22 protein-coding genes are annotated in these 16,887 nt (G+C 66.1%); 14 read left to right on the forward strand and 8 right to left on the reverse strand.

The annotated features are described in order from the left end of the window. Positions 1-160: 160 nt before the first annotated feature. From ACO05L_RS09000 to ACO05L_RS09010, 3 genes are all read left to right on the forward strand, one after another. On the forward strand, positions 161-802 hold the full coding sequence (locus ACO05L_RS09000; protein WP_421728843.1) for an ATP-dependent Clp protease proteolytic subunit: 642 nt from the start codon (positions 161-163) through the stop codon (positions 800-802). A gap of 73 nt (positions 803-875) precedes the next feature. After that, positions 876-1,196 (forward strand): hypothetical protein, encoded by a 321-nt coding sequence (locus ACO05L_RS09005; RefSeq protein WP_421728844.1) that lies wholly within the window; start codon positions 876-878, stop codon positions 1,194-1,196. A gap of 163 nt (positions 1,197-1,359) precedes the next feature. Further along, entirely contained in the window at positions 1,360-1,911 is a 552-nt protein-coding gene (locus ACO05L_RS09010; protein ID WP_421728845.1) for a cytochrome b, read from the forward strand. Here the strand turns inward: ACO05L_RS09010 and ACO05L_RS09015 are convergent. Further along, positions 1,908-2,555, reverse strand: coding sequence for an HAD-IB family hydrolase (locus tag ACO05L_RS09015; protein WP_421728846.1), 648 nt, complete (start codon positions 2,553-2,555; stop codon positions 1,908-1,910). The two genes, ACO05L_RS09010 and ACO05L_RS09015, sit on opposite strands and share 4 nt — an antisense overlap. A gap of 199 nt (positions 2,556-2,754) precedes the next feature. Here ACO05L_RS09015 and clpX point away from each other — a divergent pair, with 199 nt between their 5' ends. Next, entirely contained in the window at positions 2,755-4,020 is a 1,266-nt protein-coding gene (gene clpX, locus ACO05L_RS09020) for an ATP-dependent Clp protease ATP-binding subunit ClpX (RefSeq protein WP_421728847.1), read from the forward strand. A gap of 79 nt (positions 4,021-4,099) precedes the next feature. Here clpX and ACO05L_RS09025 read toward each other — a convergent pair whose 3' ends face one another. Beyond that, positions 4,100-4,513 (reverse strand): protease inhibitor I42 family protein, encoded by a 414-nt coding sequence (locus tag ACO05L_RS09025; RefSeq protein WP_421728848.1) that lies wholly within the window; start codon positions 4,511-4,513, stop codon positions 4,100-4,102. 113 nt (positions 4,514-4,626) lie between these two features. Here ACO05L_RS09025 and ACO05L_RS09030 point away from each other — a divergent pair, with 113 nt between their 5' ends. Then, a complete protein-coding gene (locus tag ACO05L_RS09030; RefSeq protein WP_421728849.1) occupies positions 4,627-5,031 on the forward strand; it encodes a hypothetical protein in 405 nt (134 codons plus the stop codon). Positions 5,032-5,038: 7 nt separating this feature from the next. Here ACO05L_RS09030 and ACO05L_RS09035 read toward each other — a convergent pair whose 3' ends face one another. The 4 genes from ACO05L_RS09035 to ACO05L_RS09050 are packed head-to-tail and all read right to left on the reverse strand — an operon-like array spanning position 5,039 to position 8,437. Then, entirely contained in the window at positions 5,039-5,587 is a 549-nt protein-coding gene (locus tag ACO05L_RS09035; protein WP_421728850.1) for a DUF1643 domain-containing protein, read from the reverse strand. Further along, entirely contained in the window at positions 5,584-6,252 is a 669-nt protein-coding gene (locus ACO05L_RS09040; protein ID WP_421728851.1) for an HAD family hydrolase, read from the reverse strand. Before ACO05L_RS09040 ends, ACO05L_RS09035 begins: the two co-directional genes overlap by 4 nt. A gap of 2 nt (positions 6,253-6,254) precedes the next feature. After that, complete coding sequence (mazG, locus tag ACO05L_RS09045; RefSeq protein WP_421731663.1) at positions 6,255-7,034, reverse strand: nucleoside triphosphate pyrophosphohydrolase; 780 nt, start codon at positions 7,032-7,034, stop codon at positions 6,255-6,257. A gap of 26 nt (positions 7,035-7,060) precedes the next feature. Continuing rightward, on the reverse strand, positions 7,061-8,437 hold the full coding sequence (locus ACO05L_RS09050) for an MFS transporter (protein ID WP_421728852.1): 1,377 nt from the start codon (positions 8,435-8,437) through the stop codon (positions 7,061-7,063). Between the two features lie 128 nt (positions 8,438-8,565). Between ACO05L_RS09050 and ACO05L_RS09055 the strand changes: the two genes are divergently transcribed. The 6 genes from ACO05L_RS09055 (at position 8,566) to ygiD (ending at position 11,858) form a co-directional block, all read left to right on the forward strand. Beyond that, positions 8,566-8,811 (forward strand): hypothetical protein, encoded by a 246-nt coding sequence (locus ACO05L_RS09055; RefSeq protein ID WP_421728853.1) that lies wholly within the window; start codon positions 8,566-8,568, stop codon positions 8,809-8,811. Beyond that, positions 8,808-9,092, forward strand: a complete 285-nt coding sequence (locus tag ACO05L_RS09060; protein ID WP_421728854.1) for a type II toxin-antitoxin system RelE/ParE family toxin — start codon at positions 8,808-8,810, stop codon at positions 9,090-9,092. The genes ACO05L_RS09055 and ACO05L_RS09060 overlap by 4 nt, the downstream gene beginning before the upstream one ends. Further along, positions 9,089-9,925: a D-alanyl-D-alanine carboxypeptidase family protein gene (locus ACO05L_RS09065; RefSeq protein ID WP_421728855.1), complete on the forward strand. Its 837-nt coding sequence runs from the start codon at positions 9,089-9,091 to the stop codon at positions 9,923-9,925. The genes ACO05L_RS09060 and ACO05L_RS09065 overlap by 4 nt, the downstream gene beginning before the upstream one ends. Beyond that, positions 9,922-10,416 (forward strand): hypothetical protein, encoded by a 495-nt coding sequence (locus tag ACO05L_RS09070; protein ID WP_421728856.1) that lies wholly within the window; start codon positions 9,922-9,924, stop codon positions 10,414-10,416. Before ACO05L_RS09065 ends, ACO05L_RS09070 begins: the two co-directional genes overlap by 4 nt. 73 nt (positions 10,417-10,489) lie before the next feature. Further along, positions 10,490-11,092, forward strand: a complete 603-nt coding sequence (gene wrbA, locus ACO05L_RS09075; protein WP_421728857.1) for an NAD(P)H:quinone oxidoreductase — start codon at positions 10,490-10,492, stop codon at positions 11,090-11,092. Positions 11,093-11,096: 4 nt separating this feature from the next. Further along, a complete protein-coding gene (gene ygiD, locus ACO05L_RS09080; RefSeq protein WP_421728858.1) occupies positions 11,097-11,858 on the forward strand; it encodes a 4,5-DOPA dioxygenase extradiol in 762 nt (253 codons plus the stop codon). A 283-nt stretch (positions 11,859-12,141) separates the two neighbouring features. On the opposite strand, the gene ACO05L_RS09085 is transcribed toward ygiD, so the two are convergent. Together ACO05L_RS09085 and ACO05L_RS09090 are read right to left on the reverse strand one after the other, a co-directional pair. Then, positions 12,142-12,558: a DoxX family protein gene (locus ACO05L_RS09085; RefSeq protein WP_421728859.1), complete on the reverse strand. Its 417-nt coding sequence runs from the start codon at positions 12,556-12,558 to the stop codon at positions 12,142-12,144. Between the two features lie 26 nt (positions 12,559-12,584). Further along, complete coding sequence (locus ACO05L_RS09090) at positions 12,585-14,141, reverse strand: AMP-binding protein (protein WP_421728860.1); 1,557 nt, start codon at positions 14,139-14,141, stop codon at positions 12,585-12,587. A gap of 186 nt (positions 14,142-14,327) precedes the next feature. Here ACO05L_RS09090 and lipA point away from each other — a divergent pair, with 186 nt between their 5' ends. The 3 genes from lipA to ACO05L_RS09105 are packed head-to-tail and all read left to right on the forward strand — an operon-like array spanning position 14,328 to position 16,865. Next, entirely contained in the window at positions 14,328-15,290 is a 963-nt protein-coding gene (gene lipA / locus ACO05L_RS09095; protein WP_421728861.1) for a lipoyl synthase, read from the forward strand. Between the two features lie 7 nt (positions 15,291-15,297). Continuing rightward, positions 15,298-15,753, forward strand: a complete 456-nt coding sequence (locus ACO05L_RS09100; protein ID WP_421728862.1) for a type II toxin-antitoxin system RatA family toxin — start codon at positions 15,298-15,300, stop codon at positions 15,751-15,753. Beyond that, complete coding sequence (locus tag ACO05L_RS09105; RefSeq protein ID WP_421728863.1) at positions 15,750-16,865, forward strand: NAD(P)/FAD-dependent oxidoreductase; 1,116 nt, start codon at positions 15,750-15,752, stop codon at positions 16,863-16,865. Before ACO05L_RS09100 ends, ACO05L_RS09105 begins: the two co-directional genes overlap by 4 nt. The last annotated feature ends 22 nt before the right edge of the window (positions 16,866-16,887 follow it).

Below are 16,887 nucleotides of genomic sequence, written 5' to 3' on the forward strand. Positions count from 1 at the left end.
TGATCCAGCCCTCGACGCCCCGGCGTCGGGGGCTTTTTCATGCGCCGTGCGCGTACCGACCGCTCGCCGCCTTGCAACCGGGCGTTTGGGACGCGATATCCTGTACCTGAGAGGGCCGATCGCTGAGTCGGCCCCGACCTGCATCCCGAGAAGGCCACGAATGCGCGATCCGATCGACTACCTACAGTCCAACCTCGTCCCGATGGTCGTGGAGCAATCCAGCCGGGGCGAACGGGCCTTCGACATCTTCTCGCGCCTGCTGCGCGAGCGCATCATCTTCCTAACCGGCCCGTTCGAGGACGGCATGGCCTCGCTGATCTGCGCCCAGCTGCTGTTCCTGGAATCGGAGAACCCGAAGAAGGAAATCTCCATGTACATCAACAGCCCGGGTGGTCAGGTCCACTCCGCGCTCGCGATCTACGACACCATGCAATACATCAAGTCGCCGGTCTCGACCGTCTGCATGGGCATGGCGGCCTCGGCCGGCTCGCTGATCCTGACGGCCGGCGCCGCGGGCCAGCGCATCGCCCTGCCCAACGCCCGCGTCATGGTTCACCAGCCCTCCGGCGGGTTCCGCGGCCAGGCCTCGGACATCGAACTGCACGCCGCTGACATCCGCTACACCAAGAAGCGCCTCAACGAGATCTACGTCCACCACACGGGCCGGACCTATGAGGAAGTCGAAAAGACCCTGGACCGCGACCACTTCATGTCGGCCGAGGACGCCAAGGCCTGGGGCATCGTCGACCACGTCTATGACAAGCGCGAAGAAGCCGACGCCGACGGCATCAAGACCGTCTGATTTAAATCCAAACTGACCGGCAAAGGGCGCGCCATGCTCGGCGCGCCCTTTTCATTTGTGCTATCGGACGGCCATGCAACACACCCGCGATCTCAAAGGCGTCGTTCAGGTCGACGGCGACGACTATGAATGGGAGGTCCGTCGCCAGCCGCAACGGACCACGGGCAACAACTGGGACGGCATCGGCATCGCCCTGAGGCTGAAGGACGCCCAGCGCGAGGCGATCGTTCTGTTTCCCATGACGATGCGGGCCAATGGCGCACCCAATTTCGAACGCCAGCGCATCAATGTCGAGGCGGTCAAGAACGCCGTCGTCTCGGCCATGGCGGCGGGTTGGGACCCGACGTCGCGCGGCAAGGTCGTGGTCTTCGACGTGGACGCCGACGGGAACTGACCTCCACCGTCTTCTATGACCCGATCGACCGGTTCTCTGGCCCGCTAAAGCCTGTGTCCAGCGTGTCGACCGCGGTGAAATGATCCTTGTTTCCTGTCCGCTGTCTTCAGGCCGCCGCCTTTGCGCCGCCTGAACGGACCGGGGTCATGTCTATAGGGGTCCCATGTCCGCCACCGCCGTCCTGCAATGGACCGACAATGCACGTCGCTTCGGTATCGTGACCCGTTTTCTGCACTGGTCGATGGCCGTGCTGATGGCGTGGCAGTTCGCCGCCATCCTGGCCTATGAGGTTTTCGGCCGCACGCCCCTGACCGACCGTTGGATCCATACCCACAAGGATGTCGGCCTGGTGCTGGCGCTCCTGCTGATGGTTCGCGCGATCTGGGGTCTGGCCAATCGCAGACGGCGTCCCGCCCCTCATGGAGGCTTGGTCGGACGGGCCGCGGCAGTCGGCCACTTGGCCCTTTATGGCCTGATGCTGATCATCCCCATCCTGGCCCTGATGCGCGAGTTCGGCTCTGGCGAGGGGTTCAAGCCCTTCGGTCTGGTGCTGGCGCAGGCCGGCGGCGCCAAGATTTCCTGGCTGATGGCCCCCGCCGAGCTCGCCCACGCCCTGTTGGCCTGGCTGTTGCTGGCCGCCGTAGCAGGTCACATCGCCATGGTGATCGTCCATCGCTTCGTCTGGCGCGATGACACCTTGTCGCGCATGGCCTAGGGGCGCTGCGTAAAGACGCGGAATCCGGGCTGTTCGGCGGCGGCCAGCATCTCGGTGTCGCCGGATGTGTCGCCATAGGCGGCGATGATTCGCACATTCTCCCCGAACGCCGCCTTCAGCCGCCGCACCTTCTCCGCTCCCCGGCAGTTCGGGCCGGAGAAGCCGCCCGACACGCGATCGTCGGCGTCGAACACCATGTGCGTGCCTAGCAGTCCCTCGGCCCCCAGGCGTCGGGCGAAGGGCGCGACGGTCGTTTCGGGCGAGGCGGTGACGATGACCCGGTGCGCGCCCTTGCGGCCCCAGTCCTGCCAGCAGGCCAGGGCGTCAGGCCGGATGAAACGGTCCCAGACGACATCGGCGAACTGCTCCGCTTCGGCTTCGAGCGCTTCTCGCGACATCCCGCCCAGGAACTCACGCACTGACGCCGCCTTGATCCGTCCTCGGTCGCGATCGCGGGCATAGGCGGCCATCGACGGGGCCATCTTCATCAGCCCCAGCGCCCACCCGCCAGGGCCCGCCTTCCAGCGCAGAAAGGCGGTGAAACTGTCCCGAATCGTCAAGGTGCCGTCGAAATCGAAAGCCACGACGGCGCGGCCTTCGGATCCGGACTGGCGAATCGCCTCGGTGCTTCCCATTTCATTCATTCGCAGCGACCCTTACCCGACGAAACAATCTGCATTCATCACGAACTGCTCAACCGGGCGGGGTTGTGGCGGGCGATCTGATGGGTGATTGTCATTTTTTGAATATCTTCGCGTCCATAGTGGTGGAATCAACGCGACGGAAGCGCGTTAGCCTCCTGGTCATGCCGACCATCGGGCAACGCGGGAGTGAGAAGGGTCAATGACCAAAGCAGCCGGCACAGACGCCAAGAGCACGCTCTATTGCTCGTTCTGCGGCAAGAGCCAGCATGAGGTCCGCAAGCTGATTGCGGGACCGACCGTGTTCATCTGCGATGAATGCGTCGAACTGTGCATGGATATCATCCGCGAAGAGCACAAGATCGGCTTCGTGAAGTCCAAGGACGGCGTCCCGACTCCGAAGGAAATCCGCGAGGTCCTCGACGACTATGTCATCGGTCAGGGTCACGCCAAGAAGGTCCTCTCGGTCGCGGTCCACAATCACTACAAGCGCCTGAACCACGCGACGAAGAACAACGACGTCGAGTTGGCCAAGTCCAACATCATGCTGATCGGGCCGACCGGATCGGGTAAGACGCTGCTGGCCCAGACCCTGGCCCGCATCATCGATGTGCCCTTCACCATGGCCGACGCCACGACCCTGACCGAAGCCGGTTATGTGGGCGAGGATGTCGAGAACATCATCCTGAAGCTGCTCCAGGCGTCCGATTACAACGTCGAGCGGGCCCAGCGCGGCATCGTCTATATCGACGAGATCGACAAGATCTCGCGCAAGTCGGACAACCCATCGATCACTCGCGATGTCTCGGGCGAAGGCGTGCAGCAGGCCCTGCTGAAGATCATGGAAGGCACCGTCGCCTCCGTGCCTCCTCAGGGCGGCCGCAAGCATCCGCAGCAGGAGTTCCTGCAGGTCGATACCGCCAACATCCTGTTCATCGTCGGCGGCGCCTTTGCCGGACTTGAAAAGGTGATCTCGGCGCGCGGGGCAGGGGCCTCCATCGGCTTTGGCGCCAAGGTGTCCAACGTCGACGAACGCCGCACCGGCGACATCCTCAAGGGCGTCGAGCCTGACGATCTGATGCGCTTCGGCCTCATCCCCGAGTTCATTGGCCGCCTGCCGGTTCTTGCGACGCTGGAAGATCTGGACGAAACGGCCCTGGTCACCATCCTGACCGAGCCGAAGAACGCCCTGATCAAACAGTACAAGCGCCTGTTCGAGATGGAGAATGTCGCCCTGACCTTCACCGACGACGCGCTCAACGCCGTCGCCAAGAAGGCCATCACGCGCAAGACCGGCGCGCGCGGCCTGCGCTCGATCCTGGAAGGCATCCTGCTCGAGACCATGTTCGAGCTGCCGACCTTCGAAGGCGTCGAGGAAGTGGTCGTCAACGCCGAGGTCATCGACGGCAAGGCTCAGCCTCTGCTGATCTATGCCGAGAAGAAAAAAGCCGTGGACGGCGCGGCTTAAGCCGCACCACTCATGCAAAACATGAAGGGGCGCATCCCGGCGGATGCGCCCCTTTTTCTTTGGCTGCGATGGCTGCTGATCAGCGGACGGTGATCGCGAACCGCGCTGTCTCTGCCGCAGGGGAGCCCGCTTCCCAGGGGCGTGCGTAGTTGAAGATCAGGGTCGTCTGGCCCGGGGCCAGGGCCACAAGGCGCCAATGGGTCTGGCCGGGCACGCCGACCATGCCCGCAGGGTGGGCGCCGGTGATCTCCTGGCCGAAGGGCTCGGACCGCATCAGGACCGTTTCGTCGAAGTCGGCCAGCGACCAGGCATAGCCCGTGCTGCCGTTGCTGGGCAGGGCGATGGCCACGGTCTGGCCGGGACGCAGCGTGGTCTGTCCGTCGCGCACGGCGACGACGGGATCACCCGCTGCGGACGGTGTCGCGCCGGAAGTCTGACAGGCGGCCAGAGCCAGAAGACCGGCGGCAGCGGCGGCGGTTCGCATCATCGACATGGCGGCTCCTGAACCTTGTTCGGCGACAGGATCGCATGGCGCCTGACCGCGCGCCACTGGTGTCGAACACCGGGTTGAGGTTAGGGAGGGGCGACAGATGGAGCGACGCACGCGTGACCCACGCCAATGACGATCACGACGAGGACGGCGACGGCTATGACGCCGAGGACTGGTCACGCCTGACCGCCTTCGTCGGCAGGGTCGCCACGCTGGACGATGTCCAGGCCCGTCGTGCGATCTTCGCTCTGGACGACACCGAACGGCCGTTCCCGCTGGACATGGACCTGCCCCAGCCGGTGATCTGGTGGGACGAGGGGGGCGAACAGGCCGCGGTCGCCGTTCAGGCCGAATGCCATACCGGGCCGGACGGCGAGGAGATGGAGGTCCTGGGTCTGGTCCTGCCGGACGGCGGGGGCGCCGTGGCCCTGCTGGAAGACGTCGATCTGGTCGATGACACCGACCCGACCTGGCGCGGACTGGTGGCCAGCGCCATCGACCCGTCCGCCGCCGACGACTGAGCAGGCCTCAGGGCTCGAACGGCTGCAGCGGCGTATCCGCGCGCAGATAGAGCGGATGTTTCGGACTGCCGTCGCCATTGGTCCCGAACGACCACAGCGCAACCCCGTCGGCCCGCAAGGCGTCGATCAGCGCCCGCCCGCCCGGGGCCAGGGCCTTGTTCAGCTTGCCGTGGCACAGGACCACCATCCCGGCGCCGGCCGCCGCCTGGCGGATCGCGGGCAGGTTTTCGGCAGACGATGCCACGACGCCGGGCGCCAGCAGCATCTTCGGGTCGGTCGCGCGATAGTCGCCGACATTGGCCTTCACCATCGCATCGAAGCCCTCGCGCCGGGCAAAGGTCCATTCGCGCGCGCAGGTGGGGTCGTTGACGCTGGCGTCGGCCGTCGAGGGGTTCATGCCGATGAACAGGATGTAGCGTTCTGGAAACTGCGGCCCCAGCCAGCGCCGCATGAGCTGGCGATAGCGGCCATCGGCGCTGAAGGTCGCATCGCCGTTGACGCCGGGCATCAGGGCCAGCCGCACCTTGCCGCCGGGATCATGCAGGTCGGTGCTCAATGCGGTCGCTCCATCACGGCGCGGATGGCGGCGTAGTCGGGCACGATGTGATGCGCGCCTGCTGCGGCCAGCCGTTCTGCGTGACCATCGCGAATATGTCCGCCGGCCAGCAGGCCCGCGACGGTCATGCCTGCCGCCACGCCGGCCTGGACGCCCGGCGTGCTGTCCTCGATCACCAGGGTTCGAGCGGGGTCTGCACCCAACTCGCGCGCGGCGTGGAGAAAGAGATCAGGGTGGGGCTTGCCCCGCGTGACGTGGACCGCGCCGCTGTAGATCGGTCCGGCGTCGGCCACGGCGATCCCCATGGTTTCCAGACCGAGTTCGATCCAGTCCGGCGGGCTGGAGGAAGCGATGCAGCGTGGCTGGCTCAGCGAGGCCATGAAGTCGGCGGCGCCCCTGACGGCCGTCAATTGCGTCGCGGCCCGGCTGTGGCAGAGCCGCGTCCAGTCATCCAGGGTCGTCTCGGGGCAGGGACGGCCCAGCGCGGCCTCGATGTCCGGCCGACAATCCAGCCAACGCCGACCCATGTAGAGCGCCAGCGACTGCTCCAGCGAGGTGGGCAGGCCGATCCCGGTCAGTACCTCGGCCATGGCCTGATTGTTCAGAAGCTCGCTGTCGGCAATCACGCCGTCGTAGTCGAAGATGACGAGATCGAAGCGGCTCACCGTCAAGACTTGTCCTGGCGCTCGACCGCCTTGGCGGCGTCCCACAGACCGTCCATCTCGGCCAGGTCCGACTGGTCCGGCGTGCGGCCATTCCGGGCCAGTTCGGCCTCGATGAAGCCGAAGCGGCGCACGAATTTGGCGTTGGCCCCGCGCAGGGCGTCCTCGGGCTCGACGCCCAACTTGCGGGCCAGGTTGGCGACGACGAACAGGATGTCGCCCATCTCGTCGCGGGCCTTGTCCAGGTCGCCGGCGGCGATCTCGACCTTCAGTTCGGCGATCTCCTCGTCCAGCTTGTCGAACACCTCTTCGGTGGAGGGCCAGTCGAAGCCGACGCGCGCCGCACGCTTGGTCAGCTTGGCGGCACGGGCCAGCGCGGGCAGACCCACCGGCACATCGTCCAGCACGCCGTGCTGGGCCTTGGAGGCCCGTTCCGCCGCCTTGATGTCCTCCCAGCGCGCCTTCTGTTCGACAGCGTCGGCCTTGGCGTCTTCCAGCGCGCCGTCTTGGCCGGGGAAAACGTGCGGGTGCCGACGCACCAGCTTGTCCGACATGGCCTGGGCCACGTCGTCGAAGGTGAACAGCCCGGCCTCTTCAGCCATCCGGGCGTGGAAGACGGTCTGGAACAGCAGGTCGCCCAGCTCGCCTTTCAGCTCGACCATGTCGCCGCGCTCGATGGCGTCGGCGACCTCATAGGCCTCCTCGATCGTATAGGGGGCGATGGTCTGGAAGGTCTGTTCCTGGTCCCACGGACAGCCGGCGTCCGGCTGGCGCAGGGTAGCCATGATGTCGAGCAGGCGGTCGATCGGCTTCAAGCTGCAGCTCCATCGCGCGCTTCCAGCTGGCGCCGGATATCTTCATGCCGCGCGGGCGTCAGGGGATAGTTGCGCAGCAGCAAGGCTGCGCTGGCCAGCAACAGGCCGGGGACCAGGATGAACAGCACCTGCAGGGTGATCAGCGACATCTCGCTGTTGCCGCCTGCCGGGGCCACTGCCTTGAAGCCCACCCATTGCAGGACGAGGTAGGGGATCAGGGCGACGACGTGGCCGACCTTGGTCGTCGCCGACAGGATGGAGAACATCAGGCCGGTCCGGTCCACCCCGGTCTCCAGCCGCACCTCGTCGCCCACGTCCGCCATCATCGCGCGCAACAGGAACAGCCCCGCCGCATAGGGCAGGCCGGCGATGAACATGGCCACGGCCGTGACGGCGAAGTTTCCGCCGGGAACCAGGGTCGCGCCGATATAGAAGACCGCGAAGATCAGGCTGGCGACTGCCAGGGCCTTGTCCTTGCCGATCCGGGTCGCCAGCCAGGCCCAGAAGGGCGCGCCGACCAGACCGGCGACGAAATACAGCAGCATGAACAGGGAGGCCTCGGTGTGGCCGTATCCCTTGATCTGGCCGAAGAAGAAGAACAGCAGCGAGCCGGTGATGCCGGGCGCGACGCCCAGAACCAGATCGGCCCAAAGCAGCTTTCTGACCGACCCCCGCTTGAACAGGGACAGATAGGCGCTCGGCCCGCCGTGCGGCGCGGCCCCGGCGTTGACGGGCTCGGGGACCACGAACATGGCCAGGCCGATGGTGACGGGCAGGGCGATCAGGATGGCCCAGCCCATGATCCGCACCCCGTCGGCATAGTCACCTATGCCCGTCTTGATGACCACGGTCGGCAGGATCAGGATCAGGATTACGCCAATGATGTTGAACACCTGCCACCAGCCATAAACGCGGCTGCGCTGGTCGTACTGGGGCGCGAGCACCGCCGCCCAGCCCAGTTGGCCCAGGGTGCCGATCGAAAAGCCGAGATAGAGAACCAGCAGCCAGGCGAACAGATAGACGGGCCCGGCGCCCGGCTGGACAACGACGAACATCATCAGGGCCGACAGCATCAGGATCGGCGTCGACACCAGCATCCACGGGCGATAGCGACCCAACCGCGTGCGGGTCCGATCCATGCCCCAGCCGATGAAGGGGTCGAAGACGATGTCGATCAGCCGCACCAGCATGAAGACGGCGGCGACCACGCCAAGCTCCAGCCCGACATGGGTCGCATAGAACTCGGGCAGGGTGACGGGCAGGGCGACCCCGAAGGCTGCCAGCGGCAGGCAGGGGCCTGAAAAGGCCGCCAGCACCCCATTGCTTCGGCGCGGAGCGGTGGAACGGGGAACGGTGGAAGAGGCGTCGGTCATCGGCGATCCACGGGCGCCGAAACGAGTCGGCGGAACAGCCCCCACAATGCCAGTTTTTGCGCCCGATGGGAGCGGAGCCTTGCGCGGCTCAACTTGACGGCGTCCGACGCAGGCCACACCATCCCCCAATGGCCGATGGCGGATTGACCCTTCACCTGGAGAACGACCTCGCCGAGCGTCTCCGGCAGGCGGCGAAAGCGGCGGGCGATGACGTCGACACCTATCTGGCGCGGGCTCTGGACTACGCCATCGGGCCAGTCAGCGACCGGGCCGATGACGAAGCCATCGCCGAAGAGACGATGCGGGCGGGAGACGGCATCGCCTTGGATGATTTTCTCGTCCGGCTGGATGGGTTTGGACGATCCCCGGGTTGAAGCCTGTTCTCGTCTCACAGGCCGCGGCGCGAGATGTCGCGCGGCTTGAGGACTGGCTGACGCAACGCAGCCCGAAAGCCGCGATGCGAGCCGGGCGGCTGTTGCGAAAGGCCTTTGCATCCCTCGCCGATCTGCCGGAAAGACACGCCGTGATCGATGAAATTCAGCACCGCCAGTTGATCCAGCGCTTCGGCCAGGCGGCCTATGTGATCCGCTATGTCGTGCGGCCGGACGCCGTGGTCGTGACGGGCGTCTGGCATAGTCTGGAAGCGCGGCTATGAGGTCCCTGGCCGCCTTTTTCATGGTCTTGGCCCTGCTGGGTCTGAGCCATCGTGCCTCGGCCCAGTCGTGCGACGGCGCAGGGCGGGATTGGGCGGGGGCGGCCTTTGCCAACTCGGTGTCGATCTATTCGCTGGAATGGTCGCCCTTCGGTCAGGCGGAATATGGATGGGGCGCCTATCTGCCGCTGCTTCAGCGCGATATCCGCACGGATTGTCCGCCGGGCACCGTCGATTTCGCCCAGGCCCTGGCCCAGTGGCAGGGCCGCTATGCGCTGACTCCGACCGGGGTGTTCGATGCGGCGACATTCCAGGTGCTGAAGGGAGTGGTGCAGGAGCGTCGGCCCTTCGTCATGGCGCGCACCCGCAGCGAATGCCCCGAGCCGCCGCCGCTGAACCTGCTGGGCTATCTGTCGCCGGACGAGGAACACGCCGACCGGCTGACGCGGTTGCTGCGCCGCGACGTGCTGGACGCCTATCGTCAGATGGTCGCCGCCGCTCGGCGAGAAGTGCCCCAGGTCGCCGCCGATCCCGAGCTGCTGCAGATATTCTCGGCCTTCCGTGACCCGGAGGCGGACGCCGCCCGCTGCGCCGCCCAGGGCAATTGCGACGGACTGCGCCGCGCCGTCTGTTCCCCGCACCGGACCGGAACGGCGGTTGACCTCTATGTCGGCCATCTGGAGGGCGTCGGCGTCGATTCCACCGATCCCGCCAGTCGCACCCACATGGCGCGGGGCGCGACCTATCGCTGGCTGGTCCAGAACGCCGGGCGGTTCGGCTTCGTGCCCTATATGTACGAGCCCTGGCACTGGGAATGGGTCGGATCCCAGCCGTGAGGGCGCAAGCCGTGAAGGTTCGGGGCCTGACGCAGGGCGAAGCGGCGCTGGCGGTCTCGGTCTTCGGCCAGGCGGTCGTTCTCGACAGGGTCCGGCTGATGGCCGCACCACGGCCGCTTAATCGCGCCTTCGTGCCCGGGCGCTGGTTCGGGCGTGACTGGATCGTCTGGCCGCACGTCAGCCTGCTGGATGACCTGTCGCGCGGACCGCTGCATGGCCAGGCGACCCTGATCCATGAGCTGGTCCACGTCTGGCAAGCGCAGCAGGGCGTCAACCTGTTGATCGCCAAGCTGAGGGCAGGCGACAGTCGCGCCTCCTATCGCTATCCGCTCGATCCCGCCTGCGGCTGGGCGTCGTTGAACATCGAGCAGCAGGCCATGGCCATCGAGCATCGCTTTCGCCTGTCGCGCGGCGGCGTCGTTCCGGCGGATCGCGCGTTCTATGATCGCCTGTGTCCGTTTCCTGCCCAGGATTCCGCCGGGGGCCCTTGAATCTATGCGGTCAGGGGCTAAATCAGCTACTGACGCTGTTACGGAATGGCGCCGGTATTTCAAGGAGCGCCCCATGGCGAAGGTTCTGGTTCTCTATCACTCCACCTATGGCCACCTCGAGACGATGGCCAAGGCCGTCGCCGAAGGCGCGGGCTCGGTCGAGGGCGTGACGGTCGACATCAAGCGTGTCGCCGAAACCGTGCCCGAGGAACTGGCCAGGGCGTCTCACTACAAGATGGATCAGGAAGCGCCGATCGCCACGGTCGACGACCTGAAGAACTACGACGCCATCATCGTCGGCGCCGGCACGCGGTTCGGCACCGTGGCCTCGCAGATGCGGGCCTTCTGGGACCAGACCGGCGGCCTGTGGTTCTCGGGCGGCCTGATCGGCAAGGTGGGCGGCGTCTTCACCGCCACCGCGACCCAGCATGGCGGCCAGGAATCGACCCTTCTGGGCTTCATCCCGACCCTGCTGCACCACGGCCTGGTCGTCGTCGGCCTGCCCTATAACTACCAGGAGCAGATGACGCTGGAAGCCATCCATGGCGGCAGCCCCTATGGCGCAACCACCATCACCGGCGGCGACGGCTCGCGCCAGCCATCGGACATCGACCTGGGCGGCGCCCGCCACCAGGGCAAGCATATCGCGGAAATCGCGAAGAAACTTCACGGTTAGGACCATGACCACCCAACCCGCCGTCTTCTTTGGCCACGGCTCGCCCATGAACGCCCTGGGCGGGCCCTTCACCGCCGCCTGGCGTGACCTGGGCGAAGCGGTGGGCAAGCCCAAGGGCGTGGTCATGATCTCAGCCCACTGGGAAACCCAGGGCCTGGGCGTCACCGCTCAGGCCCAGCCTGAGACCATCCACGACTTCGGCAATTTCGGCCCGGAACTGCACGCCATGCAGTATCCGGCGCCGGGATCGCCCGCCCTTGCGGCGCGGGTCGCGGAACTGACCCAGGCCCATGCCGTCGAGGCCTGGGGGCTGGATCACGGGACATGGTCGGTCTTGGCCCACGTCTGGCCCGAGGCGGACGTGCCCGTGGTGCAACTGTCACTGGACCGCACCCTGACGCCCCGCCAGCACTATGAGCTGGCCAGGGCGCTTCAACCCCTGCGCGCCGAGGGGATCATCATCGCCGGATCAGGCGACTTCGTGCACAACCTGCGGACCTGGAAGCGTGCGGGCGAGGACAGCCCCTATCCCTGGGCGACCAGCTTCAACGAGGCGGTGAAATCGGCCCTGGTGCGTGGCGACCACGACGCCCTGATCGACTGGGTCGGACTGGCCGAGGACGCGCAGCTCAGTGTGCCGACCGACGAGCATTACCTGCCGCTGCTCTACGTGGCGGCCCAGGCCCGGCCCGGCGAACCCATCGCCTTCTTCAACGACGAGATCACCGGCGGCTCGATCTCGATGACCGGCTTCCGGGTGGGCTGATCAGCCGTCCACGTCGGAGTCACACCAAGTGCAGCAGCGACCTGGAAACGACGTATAGCCTGTGATCTCGCGCGCGCCGATGATCGTGCGAGGTCGGACGAGGGCATGTCCACAGGCACGGCATCGGAACTGTGAGGCGCCGAAGGCGACGGCTGCAACACCAAGTATCCACGCGGGGAAGAAAAGCCGGCCGAGATAAATCGGGCCGATCATTGAAAGACCAATGATTCCTATCAGGGATAAGGCCAGAAAGACGTAATACTTCTCGCGCATCGACGTTCGGCTAGTAGCGGCGACGCTTCTTGCCGATCAGGTTGTCCAGCGCCCAGTCGCCCGGTCCGGCGAAGACGAAGTAGAAGAAGACCCAGCAATACAGCGCCGCCAGCTCGCCCTTGTTCACCAGCGGGAAGGGCGATGCGGCGCCGAAGGCCCAGTGCATCTGGAAATAGGCCACGGCCATCATGCCGCTGAGGATGAAGGCGACCGGCCGGGTGAACAGGCCCAGCACGATCAGGGCTCCTCCGACCAGTTCCAGCACCCCGCCGATCCCCATCTGGGAGGCGATGTTGAACGGCCCCATGGCCTCGGCCGGGAAGCTGAAGATCTTTTGCGTGCCGTGCTGCATGAACATCAGCCCTGCGACGATGCGCAGAAGGCTGAGAACCTTGCCGGAATGGGCGGATAGCTTCGACGTGTTCACCGGATCGTCCCCCAGGAAATGCATTGTCAGGCGGCCTTGGCTTCGCGTTCCGCCATCTGCTGGATGGCCACATAGTCGGTCTTGCCGGTGCCGAGCACGGGCACTTCTGCAACCTTGATGATCTTCTTCGGCACGGCAAGGTCCGGCGCGCCATGTTCACGCGCCCATTCGGAAAGTCGCGAGGATTCGGCGTCGCGGCGGTCAGTGATCAGCACCAGCTTCTCACCCTTGCGGCTGTCGGGAATCGAGACGACGGCATGGCGACCCTCGGGCCAGACAGCGCTGGCCAGACCCTCGACGGCGGTCAGGCTGACCATTTCGCCGCCGATCTTGGCGAACCGCTTGGCCCGACCCAGGATGGCGCAATAGCCGTCCTCGTCGATGTCGACGATATCGCCGGTGTCATGCCAGCCGTCGGCCAGGGGCTCGATGACGTCAGGATCGTCGGGCGATAGATAGCCCTTCATGACATTGGGGCCGCGCAGGAACAGGCGTCCGCCCTCGGCGATGCCGGGGACCGGCTCGACCCGGTATTCCATGCCGGGCAGGATCTGGCCCACGGTGCCGGGGCGGTTGCGGTCGGGATGGTTGACCGCCACCACGGGCGAGGCCTCGGTCGCGCCATAGCCTTCCAGCAGTTTCAGCCCCCGGAAGCGGGTGTTGAACAGGTGATGGGTCTCGTCACGCACCCGCTCGGCGCCGGCGACGACGAACTGCAGGGTCGAGAAATCATCGGGCCCGGCGACGCGGGCGTATTGGTTCAGGAAGGTATCGGTGGCGAACAGGATCGAAGCGCCGACCTGAGGCAGCAGTTCGGTGATCTGCTTGGCGTGGAGGGGAGAGGGATATTGGAACGCCTTCATTCCCTGGTTGATCGGCAGCAGGACCCCGCCCGTCAGCCCGAAACAGTGGAAGGTCGGCAGGGGGTTGAACATCACCCACTCGGGCTTCAGCTCGATATGGGTTGCGACCTGGCGGCAGTTGGCGATCAGATTGGCCTGGCTCAGCACCACGCCCTTGGGCGCGCCGAAACTGCCCGACGTGAACAGGATCACGCCCGGATCGGACGGTTCGGTGCGGACGCTAAACCGCTTGGGCATCAGGCCCGCCATCAGGCCGAACAGCTTGTCCTGAAGCCCGACCGTGGCGCGCAGGTCGTCCAGCCAGGTGATCTCGGCGACTGTGGCCAGATCGGCTATCAGGTCGTCCAGCTTTGCTTGGGACACGAACCGTTTGGCCGACAGGATGCGTTTGACGCCCGCAGCCCTGATCGCCGCCTTCAGGTTCCGCTCGCCCGAAGTGAAGTTCAGCATCACCGGCACGCGGCCAAAGGCGTGCAGGCCGTAATAGGTGACCACCACCCCCATGCTGGAGGGCAGCAGGATGGCGACGCGCTCGCTCGGCTCGGTCAGGGCGGCGATCTTGCGTCCCAGCACGAAGGCGGCGCGGATCAGGCCGGTATAGGTCAGCGGCTTGCGATCCTGGTCCTCCAGGATTTCCTTGTCGCCAAAGCGCTCGCGCGCAGCGACCAGGGCGTCAAAGATCGATTCTTCGGTCGCCTTGGCATCCAGAGCAGGCCGCAAGCACATCCTCCTTGGGGACGCCGGGCGCCCCTCGTTACAAGCCGCCGACTCTAGAACCGTCCCCCCGCATTGAAAAGACAGGTTACGTTGCGTGAGGTCGCAGGGGGCGTCTCGCCTTGCCTTCCGACCCTGGAAGGCCGACATAGCGGTACTCCTCCCCGCCCAAGGACGTCCGGCCCTCCGCCCATGGTCACTCTTATCGACACCCTCACGACCAGGCCCTCAGAGCTTCGTCACCCCGAAAAGCAGAACCGGCCCGAAGCGGCGGTGCTGAAAAAACCGGACTGGCTGCGGGTCAAGGCGCCGGGATCCGGCCAGTACAACGCCACCAAATCCATCGTGAAGGACAAGGGGCTGGTCACCGTCTGCGAAGAGGCGGCCTGTCCCAACATCGGCGAGTGCTGGAGCCAGAAGCACGCCACCCTGATGATCATGGGTGACACCTGCACGCGGGCCTGCGCCTTCTGCAACGTCAAGACGGGCCTGCCCCAGCCGCTGGATCCCGAGGAACCCGGCAAGGTCGGCCTAGCGGTCGCTCAACTGGGCCTGAACCACGTGGTCATCACCTCGGTGGACCGCGATGACGTGGCTGACGGCGGCGCGGCCCACTTCGCCGAGGTCGTGCGCCAGATCCGCATCCAGGCGCCCCAGACCACCATCGAAATTCTGACGCCCGACTTCCTGCGCAAGGATGGTGCGGCCGAGGTGATGATCGACGCCACTCCGGACGTGTTCAACCACAACCTGGAAACCGTGCCGCGGCTCTATCTGAAGATCCGCCCCGGCGCCCGCTACTTCCACTCCCTGCGCCTGCTGCAGATGGTCAAGGAGCGCGCCCCGAACCAGTTCACCAAGTCCGGCATCATGGTCGGCCTGGGCGAGACTAAGGAAGAGGTCATGCAGGTGATGGACGACATGCGGTCCGCCGGCGTCGATTTCATCACCATCGGCCAGTACCTGGCGCCGACGCGCAAGCACGCAGCCATCGAGCGTTTCGTCACGCCCGAAGAGTTCAAGGCCTATGAGGCCATCGCTCGGGCCAAGGGCTTCCTGATGGTGTCCTCGTCGCCCCTGACCCGATCCTCGCACCATGCCGGGGACGACTTCGCCCGGCTGAAGGCGGCGCGTCTGGCGCAGACCGGACGCTGACGACCGCTTGGCCGTCCACCGCGTCACCCGCATCCTGCCCTATGAGCCGCATCAGCTGGCCGAGCTGGTGGCGGACATTCGCGCCTATCCCGAGTTCGTCAAATGGGTGACCTCGATGCGGACCTGGAATGCCCGTGAGGAAGCGCCCGGCGTGAGCCTGATCGACGCTGAGGCCCAGGTGGGGTTTTCGTTCCTGACCGAGCGGTTCTCGACCTGGGTCCGCCATGACCGCAATCTGCCGCGGGTCGAGGTCGGCCTGATCCGCGGGCCGTTCCGCCACCTGAAGAACCGCTGGGATTTCCACGAAGATCCAAAGGGTACGCGGCTGGAGTTCATGATCGACTTCGCCTTCAAGTCTCCGATCCTGAATGCGATGCTGCATGCCAATTTCGATTTGGCCGTCGGCAAGCTGATCGCCAGTTTTGAGGCCGAGGCCGCCCGTCGCTACGGAGCCAAGCCATGAGCAGTTTCGACTTCGACGCCGTCGTGGTGGGCGCCGGCGCCGTGGGCCTGGCCTGTGGTCGGGCCCTGTCGAAGCGCGGCCTGACGGTCCTGGTACTGGAGAAGGAGGGCCATATCGGCCAGGGCGTCTCCTCGCGGAACTCCGAGGTCATCCACGGCGGTCTCTACTATCCGACCGGCTCGCTGAAGGCGCGGTTCTGCGTCGAGGGGCGTCGCGCCCTCTATGCCTTCCTCGAAAGCCGCAAGATCGACTACCGCAAATGCGGCAAGCTGGTCGTGGCGACGCAAGAGGACGAGGTCGGCCTGATCGAGGCCATCTATCAGCAGGCGACGACAAACGGCGTCGAGGGGCTGGAGCATCTGACGGGGGCTCAGGCCCGCGCGCTAGAACCGGCCCTGAACGCCCACGCCGCCATCCTGTCGCCCGAAAGCGGCCTGTTCGCCAGCCACGACTATATGCTGGCTCTGGAGGGCGAGATCGAGGACGGCGGCGGGTCGGTCGTGGTCTCGACCCCCTTCGAACGCGCGCAGGCCCTGCCGGGCGGCGGCTGGACCGTCGTGGCGGGCGGGCAGGGGGGCGCGACGGTGACCGCTCGCCTGCTGGTCACCGCACCCGGTCTTCAGGCCCAGGACGTCGCTGGGCGGATCGAGGGGTTTCCGGTCGAACACATCCCCGCCGGCCATTTCGGCAAGGGCGTCTATTTCCGCCTGACGGGCAAGGCGCCGTTCGAGCGTCTGATCTATCCGCCGCCCATCGCGGGCGCCCTGGGCACCCACTACCGCAAGGATCTGGGCGGCCAGGCCGTGTTCGGACCCGACCTCGAGTTCGTGGCGGACGAGGATTATTCGGTCGATCCCGCCAAGGCCGAGGGTTTTGCGACCTATATCCGCCGCTTCTGGCCCGGCCTGCCCGACGGCGCCCTGACGCCCGACTACGCCGGCATCCGCCCCAAGCTGCACGGCAAGGGCGAGCCCCAGCCGGACTTCCAGATCTACGGTCAAGAGGTTCACGGCCTGGAGGGGCTCATCACCCTATTCGGCATTGAAAGCCCCGGCCTGACTAGTTCCCTGGCCATCGGCGAGGCCGTGGCCGATCGGTTGCTGACGGCCTGAACCGTCGAAACCGGACCTGGGC

It is taken from the genome of Brevundimonas sp., from assembly GCF_965227765.1.
In the GTDB taxonomy this organism is placed as follows: Bacteria; Pseudomonadota; Alphaproteobacteria; order Caulobacterales; family Caulobacteraceae; genus Brevundimonas.

Excerpts from the sequence above, each read along its gene's own strand:
- wrbA (WP_421728857.1), top strand. The coding sequence starts at position 10,490 with ATGGCGAAGGTTCTGGTTCTCTATCACTCCACCTATGGCCACCTCGAG.
- lipA (WP_421728861.1), top strand. The coding sequence starts at position 14,328 with ATGGTCACTCTTATCGACACCCTCACGACCAGGCCCTCAGAGCTTCGT.
- ACO05L_RS09050 (WP_421728852.1), bottom strand. The coding sequence starts at position 8,437 with ATGACCGACGCCTCTTCCACCGTTCCCCGTTCCACCGCTCCGCGCCGA.
- ACO05L_RS09005 (WP_421728844.1), top strand. The coding sequence starts at position 876 with ATGCAACACACCCGCGATCTCAAAGGCGTCGTTCAGGTCGACGGCGAC.
- ACO05L_RS09010 (WP_421728845.1), top strand. The coding sequence starts at position 1,360 with ATGTCCGCCACCGCCGTCCTGCAATGGACCGACAATGCACGTCGCTTC.
- clpX (WP_421728847.1), top strand. The coding sequence starts at position 2,755 with ATGACCAAAGCAGCCGGCACAGACGCCAAGAGCACGCTCTATTGCTCG.
- ygiD (WP_421728858.1), top strand. The coding sequence starts at position 11,097 with ATGACCACCCAACCCGCCGTCTTCTTTGGCCACGGCTCGCCCATGAAC.
- ACO05L_RS09055 (WP_421728853.1), top strand. The coding sequence starts at position 8,566 with ATGGCCGATGGCGGATTGACCCTTCACCTGGAGAACGACCTCGCCGAG.
- ACO05L_RS09015 (WP_421728846.1), bottom strand. The coding sequence starts at position 2,555 with ATGAATGAAATGGGAAGCACCGAGGCGATTCGCCAGTCCGGATCCGAA.
- mazG (WP_421731663.1), bottom strand. The coding sequence starts at position 7,034 with ATGGCTACCCTGCGCCAGCCGGACGCCGGCTGTCCGTGGGACCAGGAA.
- ACO05L_RS09025 (WP_421728848.1), bottom strand. The coding sequence starts at position 4,513 with ATGTCGATGATGCGAACCGCCGCCGCTGCCGCCGGTCTTCTGGCTCTG.
- ACO05L_RS09065 (WP_421728855.1), top strand. The coding sequence starts at position 9,089 with ATGAGGTCCCTGGCCGCCTTTTTCATGGTCTTGGCCCTGCTGGGTCTG.
- ACO05L_RS09000 (WP_421728843.1), top strand. The coding sequence starts at position 161 with ATGCGCGATCCGATCGACTACCTACAGTCCAACCTCGTCCCGATGGTC.
- ACO05L_RS09105 (WP_421728863.1), top strand. The coding sequence starts at position 15,750 with ATGAGCAGTTTCGACTTCGACGCCGTCGTGGTGGGCGCCGGCGCCGTG.